The 25,156-nt window shown below is 60.7% G+C and carries 20 protein-coding genes and 1 tRNA gene; 12 read left to right on the top strand and 9 right to left on the bottom strand.

Going from position 1 to position 25,156, the window contains the following annotated elements:
* The first annotated feature begins 136 nt into the window (after nucleotides 1-136).
* Nucleotides 137-2,395 carry a glycogen/starch/alpha-glucan phosphorylase gene (locus tag ACMNAY_RS02580; protein WP_418718278.1) on the top strand — a complete coding sequence of 753 codons (2,259 nt, stop codon included), beginning with the start codon at nucleotides 137-139 and terminating at the stop codon, nucleotides 2,393-2,395.
* Nucleotides 2,396-2,405: 10 nt separating this feature from the next.
* A complete protein-coding gene (malQ, locus tag ACMNAY_RS02585) occupies nucleotides 2,406-3,866 on the top strand; it encodes a 4-alpha-glucanotransferase (RefSeq protein ID WP_418718279.1) in 1,461 nt (486 codons plus the stop codon).
* 546 nt (nucleotides 3,867-4,412) lie between these two features.
* Here the strand turns inward: malQ and ACMNAY_RS02590 are convergent.
* Both ACMNAY_RS02590 and ACMNAY_RS02595 read right to left on the bottom strand, forming a co-directional pair.
* Nucleotides 4,413-5,330 (bottom strand): hypothetical protein, encoded by a 918-nt coding sequence (locus ACMNAY_RS02590; protein ID WP_418718280.1) that lies wholly within the window; start codon nucleotides 5,328-5,330, stop codon nucleotides 4,413-4,415.
* 31 nt (nucleotides 5,331-5,361) lie between these two features.
* On the bottom strand, nucleotides 5,362-6,207 hold the full coding sequence (locus tag ACMNAY_RS02595) for a sigma-70 family RNA polymerase sigma factor (RefSeq protein WP_418718281.1): 846 nt from the start codon (nucleotides 6,205-6,207) through the stop codon (nucleotides 5,362-5,364).
* A gap of 707 nt (nucleotides 6,208-6,914) precedes the next feature.
* On the opposite strand from ACMNAY_RS02595, the gene ACMNAY_RS02600 reads away from it, so the two are divergent.
* The 5 genes from ACMNAY_RS02600 (at nucleotide 6,915) to ACMNAY_RS02620 (ending at nucleotide 11,514) form a co-directional block, all read left to right on the top strand.
* On the top strand, nucleotides 6,915-7,157 hold the full coding sequence (locus ACMNAY_RS02600) for a helix-turn-helix domain-containing protein (protein ID WP_204656985.1): 243 nt from the start codon (nucleotides 6,915-6,917) through the stop codon (nucleotides 7,155-7,157).
* 181 nt (nucleotides 7,158-7,338) lie between these two features.
* Nucleotides 7,339-8,517, top strand: a complete 1,179-nt coding sequence (locus ACMNAY_RS02605) for an AAA family ATPase (RefSeq protein ID WP_418718282.1) — start codon at nucleotides 7,339-7,341, stop codon at nucleotides 8,515-8,517.
* Entirely contained in the window at nucleotides 8,514-8,810 is a 297-nt protein-coding gene (locus tag ACMNAY_RS02610; protein WP_418718283.1) for a plasmid mobilization protein, read from the top strand. Before ACMNAY_RS02605 ends, ACMNAY_RS02610 begins: the two co-directional genes overlap by 4 nt.
* Entirely contained in the window at nucleotides 8,791-10,164 is a 1,374-nt protein-coding gene (locus tag ACMNAY_RS02615) for a relaxase/mobilization nuclease domain-containing protein (protein ID WP_418718284.1), read from the top strand. Before ACMNAY_RS02610 ends, ACMNAY_RS02615 begins: the two co-directional genes overlap by 20 nt.
* Before the next feature lie 162 nt (nucleotides 10,165-10,326).
* On the top strand, nucleotides 10,327-11,514 hold the full coding sequence (locus ACMNAY_RS02620; protein WP_418718285.1) for a tyrosine-type recombinase/integrase: 1,188 nt from the start codon (nucleotides 10,327-10,329) through the stop codon (nucleotides 11,512-11,514).
* Nucleotides 11,515-11,592: 78 nt separating this feature from the next.
* Here the strand turns inward: ACMNAY_RS02620 and ACMNAY_RS02625 are convergent.
* Both ACMNAY_RS02625 and ACMNAY_RS02630 read right to left on the bottom strand, forming a co-directional pair.
* Nucleotides 11,593-11,683 (bottom strand) — tRNA-Ser (locus tag ACMNAY_RS02625).
* Nucleotides 11,684-12,031: 348 nt separating this feature from the next.
* Nucleotides 12,032-12,460 (bottom strand): RrF2 family transcriptional regulator, encoded by a 429-nt coding sequence (locus tag ACMNAY_RS02630; RefSeq protein WP_394977522.1) that lies wholly within the window; start codon nucleotides 12,458-12,460, stop codon nucleotides 12,032-12,034.
* A gap of 170 nt (nucleotides 12,461-12,630) precedes the next feature.
* Between ACMNAY_RS02630 and nifS the strand changes: the two genes are divergently transcribed.
* Both nifS and nifU read left to right on the top strand, forming a co-directional pair.
* On the top strand, nucleotides 12,631-13,818 hold the full coding sequence (nifS, locus tag ACMNAY_RS02635) for a cysteine desulfurase NifS (protein WP_418718286.1): 1,188 nt from the start codon (nucleotides 12,631-12,633) through the stop codon (nucleotides 13,816-13,818).
* The gene (nifU, locus tag ACMNAY_RS02640; protein WP_394969434.1) at nucleotides 13,805-14,242 is read left to right on the top strand and encodes a Fe-S cluster assembly scaffold protein NifU; all 438 of its coding nucleotides are present in this window, start codon (nucleotides 13,805-13,807) and stop codon (nucleotides 14,240-14,242) included. The genes nifS and nifU overlap by 14 nt, the downstream gene beginning before the upstream one ends.
* Nucleotides 14,243-14,325: 83 nt before the next feature.
* Here nifU and argH read toward each other — a convergent pair whose 3' ends face one another.
* From argH to ACMNAY_RS02660, 4 genes are all read right to left on the bottom strand, one after another.
* On the bottom strand, nucleotides 14,326-15,711 hold the full coding sequence (argH, locus tag ACMNAY_RS02645) for an argininosuccinate lyase (RefSeq protein WP_418718287.1): 1,386 nt from the start codon (nucleotides 15,709-15,711) through the stop codon (nucleotides 14,326-14,328).
* Between the two features lie 18 nt (nucleotides 15,712-15,729).
* Nucleotides 15,730-16,950, bottom strand: a complete 1,221-nt coding sequence (locus ACMNAY_RS02650) for an argininosuccinate synthase (protein WP_418718288.1) — start codon at nucleotides 16,948-16,950, stop codon at nucleotides 15,730-15,732.
* Between the two features lie 320 nt (nucleotides 16,951-17,270).
* Nucleotides 17,271-18,143, bottom strand: a complete 873-nt coding sequence (locus ACMNAY_RS02655) for a GNAT family N-acetyltransferase (protein WP_418718289.1) — start codon at nucleotides 18,141-18,143, stop codon at nucleotides 17,271-17,273.
* 15 nt (nucleotides 18,144-18,158) lie between these two features.
* On the bottom strand, nucleotides 18,159-18,977 hold the full coding sequence (locus ACMNAY_RS02660; RefSeq protein ID WP_418718290.1) for an MYG1 family protein: 819 nt from the start codon (nucleotides 18,975-18,977) through the stop codon (nucleotides 18,159-18,161).
* Nucleotides 18,978-19,204: 227 nt separating this feature from the next.
* Here ACMNAY_RS02660 and ACMNAY_RS02665 point away from each other — a divergent pair, with 227 nt between their 5' ends.
* Entirely contained in the window at nucleotides 19,205-21,475 is a 2,271-nt protein-coding gene (locus ACMNAY_RS02665; protein WP_418718291.1) for an N-acetylmuramoyl-L-alanine amidase, read from the top strand.
* 60 nt (nucleotides 21,476-21,535) lie between these two features.
* Here the strand turns inward: ACMNAY_RS02665 and ACMNAY_RS02670 are convergent, their stop codons facing one another.
* Nucleotides 21,536-22,606: a branched-chain amino acid aminotransferase gene (locus tag ACMNAY_RS02670; protein WP_418718292.1), complete on the bottom strand. Its 1,071-nt coding sequence runs from the start codon at nucleotides 22,604-22,606 to the stop codon at nucleotides 21,536-21,538.
* 548 nt (nucleotides 22,607-23,154) lie between these two features.
* Here ACMNAY_RS02670 and ACMNAY_RS02675 point away from each other — a divergent pair.
* A complete protein-coding gene (locus tag ACMNAY_RS02675) occupies nucleotides 23,155-24,069 on the top strand; it encodes an ABC transporter permease (protein WP_394977504.1) in 915 nt (304 codons plus the stop codon).
* A 17-nt stretch (nucleotides 24,070-24,086) separates the two neighbouring features.
* On the top strand, nucleotides 24,087-25,154 hold the full coding sequence (locus ACMNAY_RS02680) for an ABC transporter permease (RefSeq protein WP_418718293.1): 1,068 nt from the start codon (nucleotides 24,087-24,089) through the stop codon (nucleotides 25,152-25,154).
* Nucleotides 25,155-25,156: the final 2 nt, after the last annotated feature.

Raw genomic sequence — 25,156 nt, forward strand, 5'->3', positions numbered from 1 at the left:
ATTGACGTCGGGGAAATCCCCACCGCCTCCCGGGGCTGCTTTGCCCAGGCGTGGAGCGTGGGCGAGCTGTTGCGGGTATACGAAGCCCTGGAACGTTCCCAACCGAAACACTGAGAGAAATGAGAGGGAAAGGTATATGGAACAGAGACTGCAGAGCATTTTGAATAAGCATTACGGAAAAAATCTGGACACCGCCACCGACCAGCAGGTCTATACCGCCCTGATGCTCTACACCAAGGAGCAGCTGGCCGCCATGCCCCGCACCGATGGCAAGCGCAAGCTGTACTATGTGTCGGCAGAATTTCTGATCGGCAAGCTGCTCAGCAACAATCTGATCAATCTGGGCCTGTTCGACGAGGCAAAAGAGCTGCTGGCCAAACACGGTCATGAGCTCACCGCCGTTGAGGAAGCGGAAAATGAGCCTTCGCTGGGCAACGGTGGTCTAGGCCGCCTGGCGGCCTGCTTTTTGGATTCCATCGCTACGCTGAACCTGTGCGGCGACGGTGCGGGCCTGAACTATCACGACGGCCTGTTCTACCAGAAGCTGGAGAACAACAAGCAGAAGGAAGAAAAGAACCCCTGGATCACCCCGGAAAGCTGGCTCACCGACACCGGCGTTCGCTTCACCGTGCCCTTCGGCGGTTTTTCGTTGCGCTCGGTGATGTACGACGTGGGCGTACCCGGCTACAACGGCCAGCGCAACAGCCTGCACCTGTTCGATGTGGAGACCGTGGACGAATCCATCATCGGCGATGGCATCTCCTTTGACAAGAGCGACATCGCCCGCAACCTGACCCTGTTCCTCTACCCGGACGACAGCGACGAGGCGGGCCGCCTGCTGCGGGTGTATCAGCAGTACTTCCTGGTGAGCAGCACCGCCCAGCTGATTTTGAAGGAGACCCGGGAGCGGGGTGGCAGCATTGAGAAGTTGCACGAGTTCGTGGCGGTGCAGATCAACGACACCCATCCCACCATGATTATCCCCGAGCTGATCCGCCTGCTCACCGCCGAGGGCATGAGCATGGATGACGCCATCCGCGAGGTGAGCCTGACCTGCGCCTACACCAACCACACCATTCTGGCCGAGGCGCTGGAAAAGTGGCCCATGGACTTTATGCGCAAGGCAGTGCCCCAGCTGGTGCCCATCATTGAGGAGCTGGACAAGCGGGCAAAGCAGGTGAGTGCCGATCCCCGGGTCGCCATTCTGGACGATCAGGATCGGGTGCACATGGCCCACATCGACATCCACTACGGCTACAGCGTGAACGGCGTGGCCGCGCTGCACACCGAGATCCTGAAGGAATCCGAGCTGCGGCCCTTCTACGAGCTGTACCCGGAAAAGTTCAACAACAAGACCAACGGCATCACCTTCCGTCGCTGGCTGCTCCATTGCAACCAGCCTTTGGCCGCTTTTATTGAAAGCCTAATCGGCTCCGGCTTCAAAAAGGACGCGGCAGAACTGGAAAAGCTGCTGGCCTTCCAGAACGATGAAGAGGTGCTGCACCAGCTGCGCCGTATCAAGACCGAAAACAAGCAGGCGCTGGCCCGTTACCTCAAAACAACCCAGGGTGTGGAGCTGAATGCGGATTCCATCTTCGACATTCAGGTCAAGCGTCTGCACGAGTACAAGCGCCAGCAGATGAACGCCCTGTACGCTATCTACAAGTATCTGGAGATCAAGGCCGGCAAGATTCCCGCCCGGCCCATCACCATGATCTTCGGCGCAAAGGCGGCCCCTGCCTACACCATCGCCAAGGACATCATCCACCTGATCCTCTGCCTTTCTCAGCTGATCGAAAGCGACCCGCAGGTCAGCCCCTATCTGAAGGTGATCATGGTGGAGAACTACAACGTGACCAAAGCGGAAAAGCTGATTCCTGCCTGCGATATCTCCGAGCAGATCAGCTTGGCCTCTAAGGAAGCTTCCGGCACCGGCAACATGAAGTTCATGCACAACGGTGCGCTCACTCTGGGCACCCGGGACGGCGCAAACGTGGAGATCGCGGAGCTGGTGGGGGAAGAGAACATCTATTCCTTCGGCAAAAGCTCCGAGGAGGTCATCCGTCTGTACGACGAGCAGGCCTATTCCTCCGCCGCCCTCTACGACGGCGACGAGGAGATCGCCCGTCTGGTGGACTTTATCATCGACAAAAAGCTGATCCGCATCGGCGATGTGGAAAGCCTGTGCCGCCTGTATAAGGAAATCGTAAGCAAGGACTGGTTCATGACCTTGCTGGATGTGAAGGAATACATCCAGAAAAAGGAAGCGATGCTGGCGGATTACGAGGACGAACTGGCCTGGAGCCGCAAGACCCTGGTGAACATCGCCAAGGCGGGCTTCTTCTCCTCCGACCGCACCATCGCGGAGTACAATCAGGATATCTGGCATCTGTGAGGATGATCGAATGAAAGAAACAGGAATTCTGCTGGCGGTATCCTCTCTCCCATCCCGCACCGGGGTGGGGGAGCTGGGCCGGCCGGCATATGAATGGATCGACCTCCTGGCCGAAAACGGGGTGAGCATCTGGCAGATTCTGCCTCTAAATCCCACGGGCTACGGCAACTCTCCTTACCAGCCCTACTCCTCCTGCGCAGGGGACGAACTTTATCTAAGCTTGGAGTTGCTGGTGGAACAGGGCCTTTTGCCCGAAGCACCGGAATTCCCGACGGACCACCCGGGCCGTGTGGACTATGAAGCGGTGCGCGCCTGGAAAGAGCCTCTTCTGCGCGCCGCCTGTGCCGCCTTTCAGCCGGACGAGGACTACAACGCTTTCGCCGGGCAGGAGTGGGTGAAAAACTACAGCGTGTTCCGGGCCTTCAAAAAGGCGAACGAGGGCCGCTGCTGGCTGGAGTGGCCTCAGTGGCAGCGGGATTGGCCGAAGACCCGTCAGGGAGACTTGGGCAAGTTTGCCGAAGAAATCGCCTACCACAGCTTTTTACAGTATCAGTTTCTGAACCAGTGGAAGTCTGTGCGGGAATATGCCCATCAAAAAGGTGTGCGCATTATGGGCGATGTGCCCTTCTATGTGGGTGTGGACTCGGTAGATGTATGGGCCGGGCGGGAGAATTTCCTGCTGGACGAGGACGGACGCCCCACCTTTATCGCAGGGGTACCGCCGGACTATTTCAGCGCCACCGGCCAGCGGTGGGGCAACCCCATCTACAACTGGGACAAGATGCAGCAGGACGGGTTTGCCTTCTGGGTGGAGCGCATCGGCTACAATCAGAAACTTTTCGACATCATCCGCATCGACCATTTCCGCGCCTTCGACACCTATTGGAAAATCCCGGCCTCCTGCCCCACCGCCATGGAAGGGGAATGGCTGGAAGCCCCGGGCTATGCGGTGCTGGATACCCTGTATGAGAAGATTCCGGGTCTGGAGCTGGTGGCGGAGGACCTGGGGGATCTGCGCCCCCAGGTGCTGGAACTGCGGGATCACTACCACCTCAAGGGCATGAAGGTGCTGGAATTCGCGCTGGACACATCGGGCAAGTATGTACAGGATATCGAGCCGAACCGGCAGCAGCAGATCTACTATACGGGCACCCACGACAATGCCACCTTGCTGGAATGGTACCACAGCCTTTCCACGGCGCAACGCCGCAAGCTGCGCCGCTGGCTCAAGAGGCAGGGCTTCGGCACTGGCAGCGTGGTGGAGCGGCTGAACCGCTGCGCCCTGGCAAGCCCGGCGGAGTGGGCCATTCTGCCTTTGCAGGATATCATGGAGCTGGACGACGATGCCCGCATGAATACCCCCGGCACGGTGGGCTCCCCTAACTGGGAATGGAGGATGAATGATTTTAATCGTGCGGCTCGGACACTGGGGGCGCTGCGACTTGACATCTTGCATCGAGAAAAAACATGATAAATTTCCTAAAAGTCTTTCGCTTTTAATAAAATCCTTCCCGCAGCAGCACGCCTATAAAGTGCCCAAAGAATGCCTGCTGGAGTTCCTCTCCTTTGAGGACTACAACATCATTACGGGAAAGAGCAAATGGCACTACGCCATGATCGCAGCGGTAGCGCTGAAAACCACGAAACCGAGGAAGATAGTTTAAACATTGAGAAATGGTGCATATCCAGGAATAGGATATGCACCATTTTACCTTTATGAGCTCACTATTTTAATCCGTCTCGCTATGTGCAGATAAAACTGCAGGTCAGTAAAGCAATAGAAAGAACATTAATTGAACAAAATCTCAGATATATTGAAGTTACAACACGGTTTACCGATGGTTTTTATCGTGAAACAGCAGAAAAAGTAGAATAATCGATTTTTCCAAAGCCTTTGTTCATGAGGCTTATTTTTTTCTGCACACATGGCCTTTGACAGTCCTTCTCCCGGTCAGGATTGATTTTATAAAAGAAGATTTCTCTGGTTTCATTCGAGGCGGTTCCTGTTCCTTACTCATTACTCGTTACCTCCATCCGTCCGGTTCTTTCCCCGACTCTTGTAAAGATTGTACTGATTTTTACACTGTGGGCTGCAAAAGGCGGCGTTAGACCTGTTGCCCAAGAACACCTTCTGACAGTGCTTGCACAGGCGTAGGGGCTGGTCATCGTCCACCAGTATAAAGCTGAACATCATTTGGATACCCAATAAAAGGGAGTGAAAATCCCAATAGATGGTGGGCTTATCCAGCAGCTCAATGTGGTAGCTGGGAGTGATTCCGCCGAACGCAGCCATGGCCTTGCGGTACAATCCCCGTGCGTCCTCGTCAATGGAATCATAGTCATTGTAGTACAAAATGGCGGTGGTCAGCGTAAAGGCCCAGTCCTTGAACTGCTGGGTCACCCAGTCGTAGGGTTCCGCATATTCCCGCTGGAAGCTCATGTTCTTTGCCATCGGCTCGTCCATAAAGGTCATGGTCAGGGCAACCATCGTACGGTCACCGGACACACTCCACTTAGATGTAATTCCATTCTTCACCAAGTCAAACTGGTCGAAGGGATAAAACAGGGACAAATATTTGTCTGTCGCCATGGATTCTTCCTTGACAAAGTGGTTTTTCGGCAGATATACCGCCTCGTAGTCCATAAAGGACGATGTGGTGGGCAGGGCAGTCATCAGTCCCAGCAGGCCGTACCGGGTGATAAACTCCATCACCGCCTTTTCCACCTCTGCTTCCGGCTTGCGCCCCATCATCAGCATCCCCACATTCAGCGCATCTAGCACAATGCTTGGTGCTTCTTTCAGCGGATTGTAGACATTCGGCTTTGCGTTTTTGCCAGGGGTGATGTACCGCTTGCCATCTTCTCCTGTTTTCAGCTCGTAATAATTGTACCGTACCCAATAGGAACGGGACTGTTCAAACAAATTTTTCATCATACACACCCACTCTGCTCCATCGCCCCTGTTATCAGGGGCGATTTTTCTTTTTTCGGTGCTTGGTCTTGTTCTCCCGCCGGATCATAGCGTCCTTGCCCTGTTTCTTTGCGATTTTTGAGTATTCCTCCCAAAAACGACGTTCTTTCAAAGTCAGGGTATTTTCCGGTTTTGTGCATAGATGGTCATACATCTGGCGCTGCAATTTCTTGCGGATGGTTTTTCGCAGTTTGCGGATATTACGGTCAGACTGCCCTCGCACAGCGGCAAGCCGGGTGGTACTGTACAACCGCAAAGAGAGAAAATACAGCACTTCCTTGTGTTCCTCGCTCAGTTCCTCGACCATGCAGGAAATAAAGGAATCAGCGGTCAGGTTGTGCATCTCATTGGGACAGTCAAACAGAATGTCCAGAAAGTTCCCATCCATCAGCTGGCGGTATGCGGGGTTGTTCATCCAGTGGGGAATGAGTTTGGGTTCCAGCACCGCCTGATACTCCAGCGGCACATCTCCACGGAGATTTTCGTGGTCCCGTTCCCGGCGCTCCCGGTTTCGGTCCAGCTTGTTCCATTCCTCCACCACGTCCCGAAAATCCTTCTCGGTACGGGCAGCTTCCTCCAGCCGCCGTATGGCCTCGGCCTGCATCTCCCGTTTTAGTCGCTTTCCGCTGGCCAGGGCTGTTTCTTCTTCCTCGCTCTCCAGCTCCGCTTCGTAATCAATGGGACGTTCGTCCTGCTCCAGCTCACTTTCCAGCTCGGCCAAACGTTCTTTCGCAAGCGCCTCTTCCAACGCTTCTTCCGCTGCTTCAGTGCCTGTCTTATTATCCCACCCGGTGAAGTCATCTTTGGTATCCAGAAGCTCATCATCAAACAGATACACCATGACCCCACCTCTTTTCATAAAATATTTTGCGTTTTTTCAAAAATGGTTCCGTTTTGCACCCTGGATTTCTCCTATTAGTGAGGGAGTGATCTGAAACAAGCTATTTGGGTTATGTTTGCTCGTTCACGCAGGAGAAAGGGGGGCTTTCACCATATTCGAATTTGCTTTACAAAAAACGCAACACGACTACAGATTACAAACAACGGAACTGTAATAAAAGCATACGCCGGATGCGCCAAAAGCGCAAGAGCGAAAGTTTCTGCCAGCATTTCAGTTCATTCTCTGCACTGTATGCTGGATGTATCACAAACTGTATCTTTGCAGGAGTTTAAGTCCGCAGCTTTACTGCTTCAATCGCTGTTTATGGCGGTTTTGCGAGGTTTGCTAGTCAGATGCACCTGTTCTTTTGGCCGAAGATAAATTGTTCGCATAAGCCACATGATAGGTCAAATTTATCCATTCATCGCACGAGGAACCCTACATAAGGAACCCTGGAATACCGCCGCGTTCGAAACAAGGAATCCCACATAAGGAATCCTGAAATCCTATCCCACGCAAAACAAGGAATCCTGCATAAGGAACCCTTTGCCGCCACCCATCAAACCCACAGAAAGGAGGGGTACCGCCGCTTCCGGTCGGCGTCCGCTGTCCGTTTATCCGTCCAGGCGCATCTCGCGCCGCGAAAATCTTTTGAGAGCAGGTGATCGATGAAGAATTTTGACATCCAGACCCTTTACAAACTGTTATTCGCCGACTATCCCGACATCGTGACGGTGCGCCAGCTGCAGGTCATGCTGGGCATCAGCCGCCACGCAGCCTATGACCTGCTGACTGACGGCAGCATCCGGGGGCTCAAGCTGGGCAACGCCTACAAAATCCCCAAAATCAACGTGATACGCTATGTGGTGGAGAACGGCGTGCAGCCCGCTGCCCGGGCCGCCGGCTCCTAACCCCAAATGCCCAAAACGCCCCTCGCCGCTGTCCGCCCGGTGTTCGTCCTGTGCGGGGCCTGACAGGCGGTGCGGGCGTTTTCCCACGCGCCGGGGCCAAGGCCGTTTTGCGGGCCTGTTTGGGGCCGTTGTGGCCGCGCCCGCCTCATCCAATCAAACCAACTGAAAAGGAGAAATGCTTTTGACGAAATTTGAACCCATTGATGCACAAACCTTACTGTCCACCCCGCTGCCTCCGGTACGGTGGCTCATTCCCAATCTGCTGCCTGCCGGACTGGCGCTGCTGGCCGGTGCCAGCAAAAGCGGCAAAAGTTGGCTCTGCCTGTGGCTGAGCCTGCAGCTGGCCCAGGGCAGCGAATTCTGGGGACGTACCATCCCTGCCCAGACGGTGTTGTATCTGTGTTTGGAAGATACATATGCCCGCATCCAGAACCGCCTGTTCCGCCTAACCGAAGATATCGTTCCCGACCGGCTCTACTTTCAGACCGCCTGTGAGACCATCGGGCAGGGGCTGGAACGGCAAATTGAAACTTTTCTGAACCAACATCCCGAAACGGGTCTGATTATCATCGACACGCTTCAAAAAGTCCGTGAGGCCGATCCGACCACCGGGATCTACGCCAGTGACTACCAGGATATGAGCGTGCTAAAAGCCCTGGCTGACCGCCACAACATTGCCCTGCTGCTTGTGCATCATCTGCGCAAACAGGGGGCCGCCGACCCGTTCCAGCAGATTTCCGGCTCCAACGGCCTAATGGGCGCCGCCGATACCATCTGGCTACTGCAGCGCCAGCGGATGAGCAACGCTGCCCGTCTGCTGGTGACCGGTCGGGACATGGACAGTCGCACCCTGCACCTGCAAAGCGAGGGTTGCATCTGGGAGCTGATTGAGGAAGAAAGTGCCGAGCAGATGGCTCAGCGAGCCGTGCCCGCCTGCGTGTGGGCGGTGGCCGACTTTGTTCAGCGGCAGAAATTCTGGCAGGGCACCGCCACCGAACTGCTGGCCGCCGCTGGTATCGCCGATCTGCAGCCCAACCAGCTGACCCGCAAGCTGGTGGAGTTCTATCCCACCAACCTGGCGCCCCTGGGCATCCGCTGCGAGAGCCGCCGCACCGCCAGCGCCCGGCAGCTTCGGCTCTGGTATGACGATGATGACGCGAATGACGATAAATCCGGCACACCCCCGGACGGCGGGGATATCCCGGAAACATCGTCAGCACCGTCATCGTCGTCACTCAAGGCGCTTCGGGGTAACAAGGCGCTTCGGGGTAACAAGCATGGGCTTTGTGTTGCCACCGGGCAACACTTCGCCAACATGGGGCCAGCCCCAAGCCCCGCGCTCCCGGAGGTGGCCCTGTGAGAACAAGAAACGTGGGCCTCAATGTGCGGGTGAGCCCCGCCGAGAAATATCGAATCCAAACAGCGGCCGGCCGGTGCGGGCTGACCCTGTCGGAATATCTGCGCCAGCGGGCGCTGGGGTATGAGCCTCGGTTCCATCCGCCTCAGGCGTTTTTCAGTTACCTAACCTGGATGGAAAACCTGAACGATCAGCTGGCCCGCTTGGACCCGCCTCTGGCGGAACAGTACCGCCGCTGCCGGGAAGGGCTGCTGGACAGCCTCTTGCGGAAGGAGGATGCCTCTGGCGACCACTAAAATCTGGCCGGTGCGGGACAGTCTGCGTCGGGTGGTGGACTACGCTGCCAACCCGGACAAGACCGAATACAGCGGCCTGGCCCAGGCACTGCACTACGCGGAGAACGACACCAAGACCACTTTGCAGGAAACGGCCCAGCTGGTGAGCGGCGTCTACTGCCACCCCGAGACCGCCTGGGCGGAGATGCGGGCGGTGCAGGAGCAGTTCGGCAAGACCGAGGGGGTGGTGGCGATGCACGCCTACCAGAGTTTCAAGCCTGGAGAGGTGACCCCGGAGCAGTGCCACTCCATCGGGGTGGAACTGGCCCGCCGGGTGTGGGGCAGGCGGTTCCAGGTGCTGGTGGCCACCCATCTGAACACGGGATGTTTGCACAACCACTTCGTCATCAATGCGGTGTCCTATGTGGACGGCAAGAAGTACGAACAGCGCCGGGACCAATACCGGGAGATGCGCCGAGCGTCCGACCAGCTGTGCCGGGAACACGCCCTCTCGGTGATTCAGCCGCCCGGCGGCAAAAAGCCCCGGCCGCTCTATGAGGGCGAGGGACAGACCCGGTACGAGGCGATGCGCCGGGCCATCCGCAAGGCCCTGACCCAGACCAGCACCGAGCGGGACTTTGCCCGGGTGTTGCGGCAGCAGGGGTATCTCTGGCGGCGGGAGGAAGGCCGCAAGTACGCCACGCTCCGTCCGCTGGACGGCGGACGGTCGGTGCGGGTGTACCGGCTGGGGGCGGAATACGACTGGCCCGCTCTGGAGCAGGCGCTGACCAAAAACCATCTCCGGTACGGTCCCCACTTCTATCATCTGAACTTCAACCCCAAGTACAGCCTGAAGCCCCGGCCCGCATATCATCCGCCCGCACGGCGATATCGGTACCGAGGGCTGTTCACCCATCAAAAGAGCAGCCTGTTCAGGCTGTACCTCTACTACTGCTACCAGCTGGGCATCTACCCGAAGCGACCCGCGCCCCGGGTGAACTGGCCGGAGATCAACGCCCTGTGGCGGGACATTGACAAGACGCTGGAGGAGCTGCGCCTGACCAGCAAGCGGGGCTTTTCCACGGTGGCGGAGGTAAAAGCCCACCGGGAAACACTGGCGGGACAAATCACCGCCCTTTGCCAAGAACGGGCGGACTGTGCCCGGCAGCTGCGGTGGCGGAAACCGCCGCCCGGCGTAGTCCACCAGCGGACAGAGCTGACCCGCCAAATCACCGCCCTGCGCAAAGAAGATGCGGCCACCAAACGCATCATCGAGAAGGTGGAAAAAACTGCTGCCTGCCGAGAGGAATATCGCCGCCAACAAGAGCGGGACAAGCCCCGCCACCAACCCCACGACCGCACACAAATCCGCTAACTAAAACGCCCGCGCCGAGAAAACCGGCGCGGGCAGTCTGGTGGATATGTACCCATTCCAGGCGCGTAACCTTGTGCAGTTTTGTGAATAGCTTTCGAGGCAACTTCCGGGTATTCTTGTGTCGGACCCGGAGAACACCAATAATCCAAAGGAGGAATGTCCATGGTAGCTGGTCGACTGACCGAAAAGAACGGCTACTTTTACATCGTACTCAGTTACAACGGCCCGGACGGCAAACGGGTGCAGAAATGGCAGGGCACCGGGCTGCCGGTGAAGGGTAACAAGAAAAAGGCGGACGAACTGCTGCGGCAGGCCCGCCGGGCTTTCACGCCGCCGGTGCCGAACCGGTCGGACGATCTGAGCCCGGATATGCTGTTCAGCGATTACATGCTCTACTGGTTGAAAATCATCCGTGCTTCTGTGGAGCCAACCACTTGGTCTGGCTACTGTTTCAACGTGAAGGACCATATCGTGCCCTACTTCGAACCCACCGGCATCACGCTGGGCGGATTGAAAGCCAGCCACATCCAAAGATTCTACCTTCACGAATTGGAGACCCTCAAAGCCACAAGCGTAATCAAGCAACATGCTAATATGCACAAGGCTTTGAAGTATGCGGTAAAGCTGGACCTCATCCCCGGCAACCCGGTGGACAAGGTAGAGCGGCCAAAACTGCAGAAGTATATGGCATCTTACTATACCGCCCAAGAGATGGAGGAGTTGTTTCAGGCAGCCCGAGGCAGTCGTCTGGAACTGATCATCCAGTTTGCGGCATTTTATGGCCTGCGCCGCAGCGAAGTACTGGGCCTGCGGTGGGACGCCGTCGACTTTGAGGCTGGCACGCTGACCATCCGGCACATTGTCACCAGTGCGAATATTGAAGGCAAGCACATCCTGATACAGGCTGACCGGGCCAAGACTAAGTCCAGCCTGCGGACTTTGCCACTGGTGGCAGGCTTTGCCCAACGGCTGAAGGAGTTGAAGGAGCAGCAGGAATACAACGTGAGGCTCTGCGGAAACTGCTATAACAAAAAATACAAAGGATACCTGTTTGTGGACGAGATGGGCAACCTCATCCTGCCCAACACAGTTTCCGAGAGCTTTGGAAAGCTCCTCAAAGCACATGGCCTGCGGAAGATCCGCTTCCACGATCTGCGGCACTCCTGCGCCAGCCTGCTGCTGAAACAGGGAGTACCCATGAAGCAGATCCAGGAATGGCTGGGCCACAGCGACATCTCCACCACGGCGAACATCTACGCCCATCTGGATTCCCAGTCGAAGCAGCTGAGTGCCGCCACGATGGAGAAGGCCCTGGCGCTGCCCGAGGAACTGCCCGAAAGCCGGTGGTGAGGCAAGAAAAAATGCTGTCGGCGTCAGGACAATAAAAAGCGGCGCTATGCCGATAAACCTCGACATAGCGCCGTTTTCTGGCGGAGACGGTGGGATTCGAACCCACGTGCCCATCTCTGGACAAAACGATTTCGAGTCGTTCTCGTTACGACCACTTCGATACGTCTCCATATTTAATTTTCAAGCACCGCCTTGCAAGATATTTGGAAAAATGCAAGATTTCGATGCAAGATAACGCAGGAAAAATCGGATGCGCACCCAAGGAAAAGCCCACTGTTAAGCCATTCCTTGCGGACAAATTGACCAAAAGGTGAGAGTCTTTCGAGTGCGGACCCGCTGGCCACTTGGGTACATCTCCGTGTTCGCTGGCTTGCGAACAAGCCAATTTGTATTATAACAGGTTTGGCGGGCCGCGTCAACGCGAAACACGGGGTAAAATGCCCGCGGCGGGGCAGGGGGCGGCCGCCTTTTTTCCTTGAGGCTTTTGGGACGCGCTCCGCCTTTTTTTCGCTGCGCGTCAGCCCTTCGCCGCCGGAGGCACCTTGCCCTCCGCCAGGTCCTGCAGGGTCACGCTGCACAGATAGTCCGCGATGAGCTTGTCCAGCCCGTGCCACAGTGCCCGGGTGGTGCACACCCCCGCCCGGCCGCAGGCCGGCGCGCCCTCGGCCATGCAGGCCACCGGCGCCAGCGTTTTTTCCGTCAGGCGCAGGATGCTGTCCACCGTGTACTCCCGGGGCGGGCGGGTGAGCCGGTAGCCGCCGTTCTTGCCCCGCTGACCCTCCACAAAGCCCGCCTTCGCCAGCGGCGCAAAGATGGCCTCCAGATATTTTTCCGAGATGCCCTGCTCCTCGCTGATGCGCGCCAGGGGCAGATACTCCCCCTCGGGCGCCGCCGCAAGCTCCACCATCACCCGCAGCGCATACCGCCCTTTGCTGGATACCACCATCGCTCTTCGCCTCCTTCGGCCTTTCTTTTGCACTATTATGCCACACCTTTTATGGCTTTGGCAAGCCGTTTTCGCAAATTCCCTATTGACATTATAGGAATTTGCGCGTATGATAGAGGCATAAACCCACAAGGTTTATAGGTTTTAATGAGAAAAAGGAGTTTCATCCTATGATTTATGCAGACAACGCGGCCACCACGCCCGTCTCGCCGGCGGCGCGGGCGGCCATGATCGACGCCATGGACAAGCTGTGGGGCAACCCCTCCAGCCTGTACACCTTCGGCCAGCTGGCCGAGGAGGCGCTGAGCGACGCCCGCGCCCGGGTGGCCGGGTGTCTGGGGGCCGAGGCGGGGGAGATCATCTTCACCTCCGGCGGCAGCGAGGCGGACAACCAGGCCTTGCGCAGCGCGGCGGCCTTTGGCGCGAAGAAGGGCAAACGCCACATCATCAGCACCGCCTTTGAGCACCACGCCATCCTGCACACGCTGGACGCGCTGCGGACCGAGGGCTTTGAGGTGACGCTGCTGCCGGTGCACTCCGACGGCCTGGTGCGCCCGGAGGACCTGGCGGCGGCCCTGCGGCCGGACACGGCGCTGGTGAGCATCATGTTCGCCAACAACGAGATCGGAACCATCCAGCCCATCGCCCGGCTGGGCGAGATCTGCCGGCAGGCGGGGGTGCTGTTCCACACCGACGCGGTGCAGGCGGCGGGGCACATCGCCATCGACGTGAAGGCGATGCACATCGACATGCTCAGCCTTTCCGGCCACAAGTTCCACGGCCCCAAGGGCGTGGGCGCTTTGTATGTGCGCAAGGGCGTGCCGGTGGTCCCCCTCATCCACGGCGGGGCCCAGGAGCGCCGCCGTCGGGCGGGCACCGAGAATCTGCCCGCCATCGCGGGCATGGCCGCCGCGCTGGAGGAAGCCTGCGCCCATCTGGAGGAGAACGCCGCCAAAGTGAGCGCCCTGCGGGACAAGCTCATCGCCGGGCTTTCGGCCATTCCCCACGCGGCGCTGAACGGCGCGGCCGAGCCGCGCCTGCCGGGCAACGTGAACTTCTGCTTTGAGGGCATCGAGGGCGAGAGCCTGCTGCTGATGCTGGACGAAGCGGGCATCGCCGCTTCCAGCGGGTCGGCCTGCACCTCCGGGTCGCTGGACCCCAGCCACGTGCTGCTGGCCATCGGCCGGCCCCACGAGGTGGCCCACGGCTCGCTGCGGCTTTCTTTGAGCGAATTGAACACCGACGCCGACGTGGAGCACATTCTGAAGGAAGTGCCCCGGGTGGTGGACTACCTGCGGGCCTGCAGCCCCGTGTGGGACGAACTGGAAAAAGGAGAGAGAAACTATGTTATACTCTGACAAGGTGATGGACCACTTCCGCAACCCGCGGAACATGGGCAAGATGGAGGACGCCGACGGCATCGGCGAGGTGGGCAACGCCAAGTGCGGCGACATCATGCGGATGTACATCAAAGTGAAGGACGGCGTCATCGAGGACGTTTCCTTCATCACCTTCGGCTGCGGGTCGGCCATCGCCACCAGCAGCATGGCCACCGAGATGATCAAGGGCAAGCCCCTCAGTGAGGCGCTGGAGCTCTCCAACAAAGCGGTGGTGGAGGCGCTGGACGGCCTGCCCGCCCACAAGATCCACTGTTCGGTGCTGGCGGAGGAGGCGGTGAAGGCCGCCGTGAAGGACTACTACGACAAGCACGGCGTTTCCTATGACGCCGCCGCCTTCTGCACCGGGGACTGCGGCTGCTGCCACGCCCACGACCACGAATGACATCCTCTCTGTTTCCCCCAAAAACAGCAAGCATATACAACGACCGCCGGCCGTGGGTTTTCCCCGGCCGGCGGTCGTTTTGTTTAGAACTCGCGGTACTGCGCCAGCTTCGCTTTCGCGCTTTCCAGCTGGGCCTGCACGCTCTCGGGGGCGGGGCCGCCGAAGCTGCGGCGCAGCGCGCAGCAGGCGCCAAGGTCGATGGCGGCGTAGACGTCCTCCTCAAAGAGGTCGCTCATGGCCTTGTACTGGGCCAGAGGCAGGGTGTCCAGCGTGAGGCCGCCCTTGATGCACAGGGCCACCAGCTGACCGGTGAGCTTGTAGGCGTCCCGGAAGGGCATTCCCTTTTTGGTGAGATAGTCGGCGCAGTCGGTGGCATTGATGAAGCCTTTGGAGGCCGCCGCCCGCAGGTTCTGGGGCAGCACCTTCATGGTGTCGATGAGGGGGGCCAGGGTGGTGAGACAGAGGTCGAGGGTGTCCACCGCGTCGAAAATGGCCTCTTTGTCCTCCTGCATGTCCTTGTTGTAGGCCAGGGGCAGGCCCTTCATCATCACCAGCAGGGTGGTCAAATCGCCGCAGACCCGCCCCGTTTTGCCCCGGATGAGCTCGTTCACGTCGGGGTTCTTCTTCTGGGGCATGATGGAGGAGCCGGTGGTAAAGGCGTCGTCCAGCTCGATGAACTTGAACTCCCAGCTGCACCAGAGGATGATCTCCTCCGAAAGGCGGGACAGGTGCACCATGCAGGTGGCGATGTCCGCCGCCAGCTCGATGCAGAAATCCCGGTCGGACACGCCGTCCAGGCTGTTCTCGCAGGGGCCGTCAAAGCCCAGCGCCGCGGCGGTGGCGTGGCGGTCGATGGGGTAGGTGGTGCCCGCCAGCGCGCCGCACCCGAGAGGGCACAGGTTCATCCGCTTTTTCCAGTCGGCAAGGCGGTCCATGTCCCGCAGCAGCATCTGCACATAGGCCAGCAGGTGGTGGCCGAAGGTGACCGGCTGGGCCCGCTGCAGATGGGTGTAGCCGGGCATCACGTCCGCCGCGTGGGCGGCGGCCTGTTTTAAAAGCGCGTCGCAGAGGGCGGCCATCTTTTCATTGAGGGTGCCTGCCGCGTCCCGCAGAAACAGGCGCAGGTCCACCGCCACCTGGTCGTTGCGGCTGCGGCCGGTGTGCAGCCGCTTGCCCGCGTCGCCGATGCGCTTGGTCAGCTCGCCCTCCACAAAGGTGTGGATGTCCTCGGCGGCGGGGTCGATGGAAAGGGCCCCGCTCTCAAGGTCGGCCAGGATGCCTTCCAGCCCCTGCTGAATGGCCGCGCCGTCCGCCTCGGAGATGATGCCCTGGCCGGTGAGCATGGCCGCGTGGGCCATGCTGCCGGTGATGTCCTGCACGGCCATGCGCCGGTCGAACCGGATGGAGGAATTGAAGTCGTTTACGCGGCTGTCCACCGCTTTGGTGAACCGTCCCTGCCACAGCTGCATGGTCGAACGCTCCTTATCTTATTTGTTCCAGTTTTTCGACAGCTTCGCCCGCTCCTTGATGGACAGGCCGAACAGATTGATGAAGCCGGCCGCGTCCGCCTGGTTGTAGTCGTCGTCCTCGCCGAAGCTGGCGGTCTGCTCGTCGTAGAGGGTGTAGGGGGAGGTGATGGAGGCGGGGGTCACGTTGCCCTTGTAGAGCTTGACCTTCACGTCGCCGGTCACCGTGGCTTGAGTAGAGTCCACGAAGGCGTCCAGCGCCTCGCGCAGGGGGGTGAACCACTGGCCGTTATAGACCAGGTCGGCGTACTTCTGGGCGGCGATGGCCTTGAAGTGGCCGGTCTCCTTGTCCAGGGTGATGCTCTCCAGCAGGTCGTGGGCGGTGTAGAGGATGGTGCCGCCGGGGGTCTCGTAGACGCCGCGGCTCTTCATGCCCACCAGACGGTTCTCCACGATGTCCAGAATGCCCACACCGTTTTTGCCGCCCAGCTCGTTGAGCTTTTCCACCAGCGCCACCGACTCCATCTCCACGCCGTCCAGCGCGGTGGGGATGCCCTTTTCAAAGTGGATGGTCACATAGGTGGGGGTGTCGGGCGCCTGCTCGGGAGCCACGCCCAGCTCCAGAAAGCCCTCTTTCAGCAGCGGGGCCTCGTTGGCGGGGCTCTCCAAATCCAGGCCCTCGTGGGACAGATGCCACAGGTTCTTGTCCTTGGAGTAGTTGGTCTCGCGGCTGATCTTCAGGGGGATGTTGTGGGCCTCGGCGTACTCGATCTCCTCTTCGCGGCTCTTGATGCTCCACTCGCGCCAGGGGGCGATGACCGCCAGCTGGGGCGCGAAGGCCTTGATGGCCAGCTCAAAACGCACCTGGTCGTTGCCCTTGCCGGTGCAGCCGTGGCAGATGGCCTCGGCGCCCTCCGCCAGGGCGATCTCCACCAGCCGCTTTGCCAGCGGGGGGCGGGCAAAGCTGGTGCCCAGCAGGTAGGTCTCGTACTTCGCGCCTGCCTTCAGGGTGGGCCAGATGTAGTCCTCCACGAAGGTCTTTTTCAGGTCCGCCACATAGAGCTTGGACGCGCCGGTGGCCATGACCTTGGCTTCCAGGCCCTCCAGCTCGTCGCCCTGGCCCACGTCGCCCGCGACGGCGATGACCTCGCAGCCGTAGTTCTCCTTCAGCCAGGGGATGATGATGGAGGTGTCCAGCCCGCCGGAGTAGGCCAGAACGACTTTATTATACTGCTTTTTCATAATGCCGCAACTCCTTCTTTTCGGGCCGCAAACCCGATGTTTTTTGCATATTTTTCGAATAAATATTCAAATAATATGGCTAATTATACATCCGGAACAGGGTTTGTCAAGGGGCAAAAGTATGAGTTTTGTACTTTCAACACAGAAAAAGAGGCCCGCAAAAACGGGCCTCTTTTGGGCGTTTTGTCAAAAAGGAGCGTTTTGTTTTTGCGCGGCGGACGAACGCTCGCCGCCGGCGGGCGGTTTGAAAAAATTCATCGCGCGGGCAGGGCGGGCGGTGAGGGCGCGGGCTGGGTCGGCAATGAGGGCGATTCAAAAATTCAGCGCCCGGCGATGGCACGCCAGCCTGCGCCCAGGCGGGCGGCGGCGAGGATGTCCTCCAGCCGGCCGGCGGGCAGGGGAGCGGGGAGAACAGGGGGTGCGTCGGGGTCGGCGGCGGGGTCGGCAAGATCCAGCAGCCAGTAGCTGACCCCCTGCCAGCCGTTCTTGTAGCCGGTGCGGGCCTGCCGCCCCTCGCAGACGAAGCCGAAGGCGGTGTGGAAGGCCTCGCTTTCGGGGTTGGGGTCGGCCAGCACGGCGTAGGCATTGCGGTAGCCTTGCTGGGCCAGCGCCGCCAGCAGGCCGTTGTAGAGCATGGTGCCCAGGCCCAGCCGCCGGGCGGCGGGGGCCAGATAGATGGTGGTCTCGGTGTCCCAGGCGTAGGCGTCCCGGCCGTAGCGCCAGGGGTGGGCGCAGGCGTAGCCCAGGGGCTGGCCCAAGGCGTTTTCCGCGAGGATGTAGGGCAGCACCCGCCGGGTGGCGGCGATGGAGCGGCGGTACTCGGCCTCGGAGGGCACTTCGTAAAGGAAAGAGGCGGTGCTGTTTTTCACATACCAGCCGAAAATTTCCAGAACTTTGGCCGCGTCGGCGGGCTTTGCCGGGCGCAGCAGCACGAACCGGGCGGGGTCGAAGGCGGCGGTCAGGGCCTCCTTTTGGGCCTTCGGCAGTTTTTTCACCGCGGCCTCCCGGCGCAGGGCGGCGCTTTTATCGGGCAGAGCCTCCGCCCAGGCGAGGCTGGCCGCCCCGAAGGCACGGGTGTATTTTGCGCCCTTGCCCCTTTGGTGGGCGGCCAGGCGGCGGAGCAGGTCGTTGGTCCAGCCGGTGTAGAGGGCGCCGCCCTCGCAGCGCACCATATAGACATAGCAGACGGGCATGGGAAGGGGCTCCTTTCAGCGGCGGCCGTCGGCGATGCGGCAGGCGGCGATGGCGCTCTCTTTGGTGTCGGCGGTGATCATGAAGCGGCTGGCGTGGCAAAAGCGCAGGTCGGCAATGCCGCTGCGCTTCGCCAGTTCCTCCGGGGGCTGGCCCGCCCACCCCTGGGGGAAGGGCCGCTTGGGCCGCCGGGTGAGCCGGTCGTTGACGCACTGGGCCGCCCAGCCGCCCCGCTGGCTGGGGTAGACCACAAAGCGGGCGTCGGAGCGGTAGAGGGCGTTTTTCCAGGGGGCGTAGCAGGGCAGCACCACCACCCCGTTCTCCATCCGGTCCAGCGCCTTTTTCACCAGCGCGTCCGCACGGTTCACCGCGTTGGCTCCGTCGATGTTGTTCTGCAAAATCACCTGGGCAAAGTCCACCGCCCGGGCAAAGCAGGCGTCGGGGTCGTCCTTGGAGTCCCACAGGGGGTTGAAGCCGCCGATGGCCTCCGCCAGCAGGCAGTCCTCGCCGGTGTTGTCGTTCAGATCCAGCGGCTGCACGAAGTTCTCGTCCAGCAGGCGGGCCTGATGCTCGCCCACCAGCTGGGGGCCGAACACCTTCCACAAAAGGCCGAAGGCCGCGTAGGGCACCCCGTTGGGGCGCTCGGCCCGGTCGGCGTCGTGGTGGTCGAACATGCCGCCGCCGATGTCGTAGACGATGCCGTCGAAGTTTTCCGGCACCTCGAAGCCCCGCTGCACCGCAAAATCCGGGCGCAGGATGCGCAGCAGCGCCGTGGCGAACACGTCGTCCGCGTGGAATTTGCCTCCGTGGGTGAACCCCTTTGCCGGTACCTTCATGGAATGAGACTCTCCTTTGTCGCTGGTTTTCCATTCAGTATAGCACATTCCCCGGGCAAAAAACAGCGGGCCCGTCCATATATATAAAGGTAGCGCCCGCCCGCCGCCAGAATGTTCCACCGGCTCTTCACAGAACGTTCATACCAGCGGCGGGGCCTTTGTGCTATAATGGAACTATATATCGACATCTTTCGCGCCCCAGAGCGCGGCGGGAGGGGGAGAACCTGATGAAAACGAAATACAGACGGCGGCGGGCGCTGGCGGCAGTGCTGGCCGTGGTGGCGCTGGCGGCGCTGGCGGGCCTTGTGTGGCTGCTGGTGCTGCTGGTGCGGGGCATCGGCTCGCTGGGCACGCCGGACATGCGCGCGCCGAAAGACATGAAAGCCGTTGTGCTGGCCGAGGATTGGAGCAGCTATTTCTCCACCGCCCGCACCACCGAGGAGCAGCAGGCCTATCTGGAAAGCACGCTGGACGAAGCGGCGGCGCTGGGGGCCAACACGGTGCTGCTCTCCGGCCGGGTGGACGGCGACCCCGCCCAGGTGCTCTTCCGGGTGAAGGGCAAGGACCTGGCGGTGTCCACCGCCGCCGCGGTGACCGGGAACGACCGGTTCCTCTCCAAATTCGACCCTGTGAAGCATCTGATGAAGCAGGCGAAGGAGCGGGACATGCAGGTGGCCCTCATCGCCACCGATGACAGCGGCCCGCCGCTGGCCCAGGGCGTCGCGCTGCCCGAATGGCTGGAAAAGGCCGCGAAGGACTACAAACTGGCCCTTTACGGGCTGGACGAGGCCAGCGCCGCCGCCGTGAGCGCGGCGAAGGCCGAGGCCGAGGCGCAGACCGCCGAGACGGGGGAGGAAACGGGGCCCCGCTCCACGCTGGTGACCTATGTGGACCTGACCGAGGACGGCAAGGCCCCGGCGCTGCTGCGCAAGGACGGCGACGCGGCCCTGCTGGCGGCGGCCTGGCAGCTGCAGGAAGGCAACGGCATGGTGCTGGGCCGGCTGGGCAGCCTGCTGGCGGACGGCAACGACGCCGCGGTGGCCCTGCGCTTTGCCGGCGGCGAGGCGCTGCCGGACGTGCTGGCCAAGGAGGTGCCCCGCACCCTGTCCATCATCTCGCCGGACCCGGCGGTGACCCTTTACTCCGAGAACGTCTACCTCATCGGCACCTCTGACCCGGACCAGCCCCTTTCGGTGAACGGCACGCCGGTGGAGCGCACCGGCGACATGGGCGTGTGGGGCCTGCTGGTGCCGCTGAACATGGGCGCCAACGACATCACCGCCGTGCAGGGAGAGAACACCGTCACCATCACGGTGACCCGTTCCACCTATTCCGGCGGCGGTTCCGGAGCGGCCCGGCCGGACGGCAGCGTGGCCGCGGCCCCCGGCCAGAAGCTGCGCATCACCGAGCCGCTGGCCAGCCTGCTGGAGGACTACACCAACAGCGACTCCATCCAGATGACCGCCTACGAAGGGGCGGTGGCCACGGTGAAGAAGAGCGTCTCCTTTGTGCGCTCGAACCGCCGCACCTACGCCTATCAGCTGGAGAACGGCGGCTACATCCTGGCCAAGGACTGCGAGCTGCTGGATTCTTCCACCCCCGACGCGGCCTTCACCGGCGCCGAGCGCACCACCGAGGGCAACATGGAAGTGTTCACCTTCGGCGGCTCCGGCACCCCCCTCTACACCCACAGCTGGGAGGGCAACGAGCTGACCCTCACCTTCCTGTCCGCCTCGTTCAGCGGCGAGATGCCCGCTGACCTGGGCTTCGGCGGGGCCACCGTGACTGCCCAGCCCACCGAGGAGGGCGGTTTCTCGCTGCACTTCGTGTTCAACGACGCCGACCCCCTCTGGGGCTATCATGTGCGCTACACCGCCGAGGGCGGAACCCAGATCCTGCTCAAGCACCAGCCTCAGCGCTCGGACGCCGAGACCGGCCCCCTCACCGGGGTGACGGTGATGCTGGACCCGGGCCACGGCGGCACCGACATGGGCGCCGTGGGTTCGCCCAGCGAGGACATTCCCCAGGAAAAGGACCTGAACCTGGCCCAGGCGCTGGCGGCCAAGTACCGGCTGGAACAGCTGGGGGCCACGGTGCTGATGACCCGCTCGGACGACACCTTCCCGTCTTTGGGCGACCGGGTGAAGATGCTCAACGACGCCGCGCCCGACTTCTTCATCTCGGTGCACCACAACAGCACCCTGCTGGACAAGGACGCCGACGAACTGGTGGGCACCGAGTGCTACTGGTTCTACACCGAGGGCAAGCCGCTGGCCCAGGCCCTGGTGGACCGGGTGACCGACGCCACCGGCCGCCAGGCGCGGGGCGTGTTCTACAACTACTTCTACGTCACCCGCTCCAACATCTGCCCGGCGGTGCTGCTGGAAACGGGCTTCGTGAGCAGCCCCACCGAGTATCAGAGCTGCGCCGGCGACCTGGGCCTGTGGGCCGAGGGCGGCGCCATCGCCCAGGCGGTGCTGGACTGCGTGCCCGGCTGAACCCCCACATGAAAAAAAGCCCCCCGGAAACCTTCCGGGGGGCTTTTGCTGTGTGATTCTTTATTCCACGGGCACCGTCCAGCCCTTTTCGTCGGGCAGGCGGCCCCACTGGATGCCGGTGAGGGTGTCGTAGAGCTTCTGGGTGAGGGGGCCGATCTTGCCGCCGCCGATGTAGGCGGCCTTGCCCTCCCAGTCCAGCTCCTTCACCGGGCTGATGACCGCCGCGGTGCCGGTGCCGAACACTTCTTCCAGCTTGCCCTCGTCGGCGGCCTTCATCACGTCCGCGATGGCCAGCGGGCCCTCGATGACCTCATAGCCCCAGTCCTTCAGCAGCTCAATGATGGAGCGGCGGGTCACGCCGGGCAGCACCGTGCCGGTGCAGGCGGCGGTGTAGATTTTGCCGTCGATCTTGAACATGATGTTCATGGAGCCGACTTCTTCCACATATTTCTTTTCCACGCCGTCCAGCCACAGCACCTGGCTGAAGCCCAGCTCCTCGGCCTTTTCGCCCGCCTTGATGGAGGCCGCATAGTTGCCGCCGCACTTGCAGAAGCCGGTGAGGCCCGGCGCGGCGCGGATGTACTCGTCCTCCACATAGATGCGCACCGGGTCCAGGCCCTCGGCGTAGTAGGCGCCGGAGGGCGAGCAGATGATGACGAACAGGTAGTTCTTCGCCGCGTGCACCCCGAGGCCGATGTCGGTGGCGATGCAGAAGGGCCGGATGTACAGCGACGCGCCGTCCGAGTGGGGCACCCAGTCCCGGTCCACATCCACCAGCGCCTTCACCGCCTGCACAAAGTCCTCGGTGGGGATGGGCGGCATGCCCAGACGGTCCGCCGAGTCGTTGAAGCGGCCGGCGTTGCAGTCCGGCCGGAACAGCTGCACCTTGCCCTCGGCGGTGCGGTAGGCTTTCATGCCCTCAAAAATCTCCTGGGCGTAGTGGAACACCGTGGTGGCCGGGTCCATGGGCAGGGGGCCGTAGGGCACGATGCGGGCGTCGTGCCAGCCTTCGCCTGCGGTGTAATCCATCAGAAACATATGATCGGTGAACAGCTTGCCGAAGCCCAGTTTCGTCTCGTCGGCGGGTTTTTGCTTGGGCGAAGCGTTCTTTTGCACGGTGATGTTCAGCATGGGACTCTGCCTTCTTTCAGAAATTTTTCCTTTATTATAGTAACACGGTGAACACAAAACAAGCCTTTTTTGAAAAAAGCCCGGCTTTTTGTCCACTCCTGTGCGCCCACGGCGGAAAAATCACCCCTTAAAAGCAAAAAATCCTGTTTTTTTCTTGACGGGAGCAGGGGATTACATTATAATAAGAAATCAGTTTGGTCGATTACTCTGCTAAAGGAGTGAAATGCCCCGCAGATTTGGGTTTTTCCCCCAGGAAAATTGACAAACCGATACAAAAGAGGTAGAATAAAGAGACAATTTGTTTGCTGTTGCAGCGTGTCCAGGCTTTTGCGCGGGCGCGCGGGCGCCGAAGGTCCTGTATCCGAAGGGTGGGCAGTTCCGGGCGCCGGCGGCCGCCCGCGGGGAATGGCGCTTTTTTTGTTACCTCACTTGTTCGCGCTCTGCGGACAGTGGTGTTTGCGAAAAGGACGGCCTCCCGGCTGGTTGCCGCAGCCGGTGCATCGCGTGGTTGCCGCACGCGGTGCCTCAAGCAGGTAAGGAGTGATCTTATGGCAAAATACGTGGTGAAGCGCGTACTTCTGGCGATCTTGACCATCTTCATCGTCAGCGCCATCACCTTCTTCTCGATGTACGCCATTCCGGGCGGCCCGTTCAGCTCGGAAAAGGCGCTCAGCCCCGCCGTTATGGCGGCGCTGGAGTCCCGCTACGGGCTGGACCAGCCCGTGCCGGTGCAGTATGTGAACTACATGAAGCAGCTGCTTCTGCACCATGACTTCGGCGTCAGCCTCAAGACCGGCCGCGACGTGTTCGGCACCATCATGACCGGCATGCAGGTCAGCGCAAAGCTGGGCCTGTCCGCCGCGGTGGTGGCCGTGGCATTCGGCCTGGTGCTGGGTTCCATCGCCGCGCTGAACCGCGGCAAGGTCATCGACCGAATCATCGTGTTCTTCACCACTCTGGCCACCTCGGCTCCCAGCTTCGTGCTGGCCACCCTGCTGCTGCTGGTGTTCTCCATCCAGCTGGGCTGGGTGCCCGCCTGGAGCGCTCAGGATCCCAGCTACATCCTGCCGGTCATCAGCCTTTCGATGTACCCCATGGCCTACATCACCCGTCTGACCAAGACCAGCATGCTGGACGCTTTGAATCAGGACTACATCCGCACCGCCCGTGCCAAGGGCGTGGCCAGCTATAAAGTCATCTTCAAACACGCCCTTCGCAACGCCCTCATCCCTGTGGTCACCTATGTTGGCCCCATGGTGGCGTTCATCATCACCGGCTCCATGGTGGTGGAGACCATCTTCTCCACCGGCGGCCTGGGCTCGTACTTCGTGACCTCCATCAACAACCGGGACTACACCCTGATCATGGGCGTGACCATCTTCCTGGCCATCCTGATGGTGACTGCGAACCTCATCACGGACATCGTGTACAAGCTCATCGACCCGCGCATCACTTTCGACTAAGGAGACGGATACGGATTATGAACAAACCGCTTAAAAAGCATCTGCTCAGCAGCCAGATCGACCTGGCGAAATTCAACCCCGCCTCCGAGGAAGAAAAAAGCCAGCAGGAGGTCATGAGCGAATCCACCACCTTCTTCCGGGACGGCATGAAGAAACTCATGCGCAACCCCCTGGCGGTGGGCGCCATCATCGTTCTGGTGCTGCTGATCATCACCATCATCGTGGCCCCCATGGTCATCCCCTACGGCTACGACGAGATTCTGAAGGTGGGCGGCAAGCGCGACAAGACCGCTGCGAACCTCGCCCCCTTCACCTGGTCCGAAAACGAACTGAAATACATGGAGGAGACCGGCGAACAGCTGTTCCCCCACATCTTCGGCACCGATAAAATGTGCCGCGACTACTTCGCCCGCGTGATCTACGGCACCCGCGTGTCGCTGTCCGTCGGCCTGTTCGCCAGCATCCTGGTCATGATCATCGGCGTGCTCTACGGCGCCATCGCCGGTTACGCCGGCGGCAAGGTGGACCTTGTGATGATGCGTATCTGCGACATCATCTATTCTCTGCCGGACCTTCTGATGGTCATATTGCTGTCGGTGGTCTTGCGAGAAACGCTGGGCGCCGCCATCACCGGCACGGTGTTCGCGAAACTGGGCACCAACATGCTCTCGCTGTTCATCGTGTTCGGTCTGCTCTACTGGGTGGGCATGGCCCGTCTGGTCCGCGGCCAGATCCTGACCATCAAGGAGAACGAGTACGTTCTGGCGGCCCGCACCATCGGCACCAAGCCCAGCCGCATCCTTCGCAAGCACATCCTGCCCAACTGCCTGTCGGTCATCATCATTTCCGTGGCCCTGCAGGTGCCTTCCGCTATCTTCACTGAGAGCTACCTGAGCTTCCTTGGCCTGGGCGTGTCCCAGCCGATGCCCTCTCTGGGCAGTCTCGCCAACGAGGCCCGCGGCGCTCTTCAGGCGTACCCCTTCCAGCTGGTGTTCCCCGCGCTGATGATCTGCCTGATCGTTCTGTCGCTGAACCTGCTCGGCGACGGTCTGCGGGACGCCTTCGATCCCAAGCTGAGGAGGTAATG

The organism is Candidatus Allofournierella merdipullorum (assembly GCF_048426865.1).
Lineage (GTDB): Bacteria > Bacillota > Clostridia > Oscillospirales > Ruminococcaceae > Allofournierella_A > Allofournierella_A merdipullorum.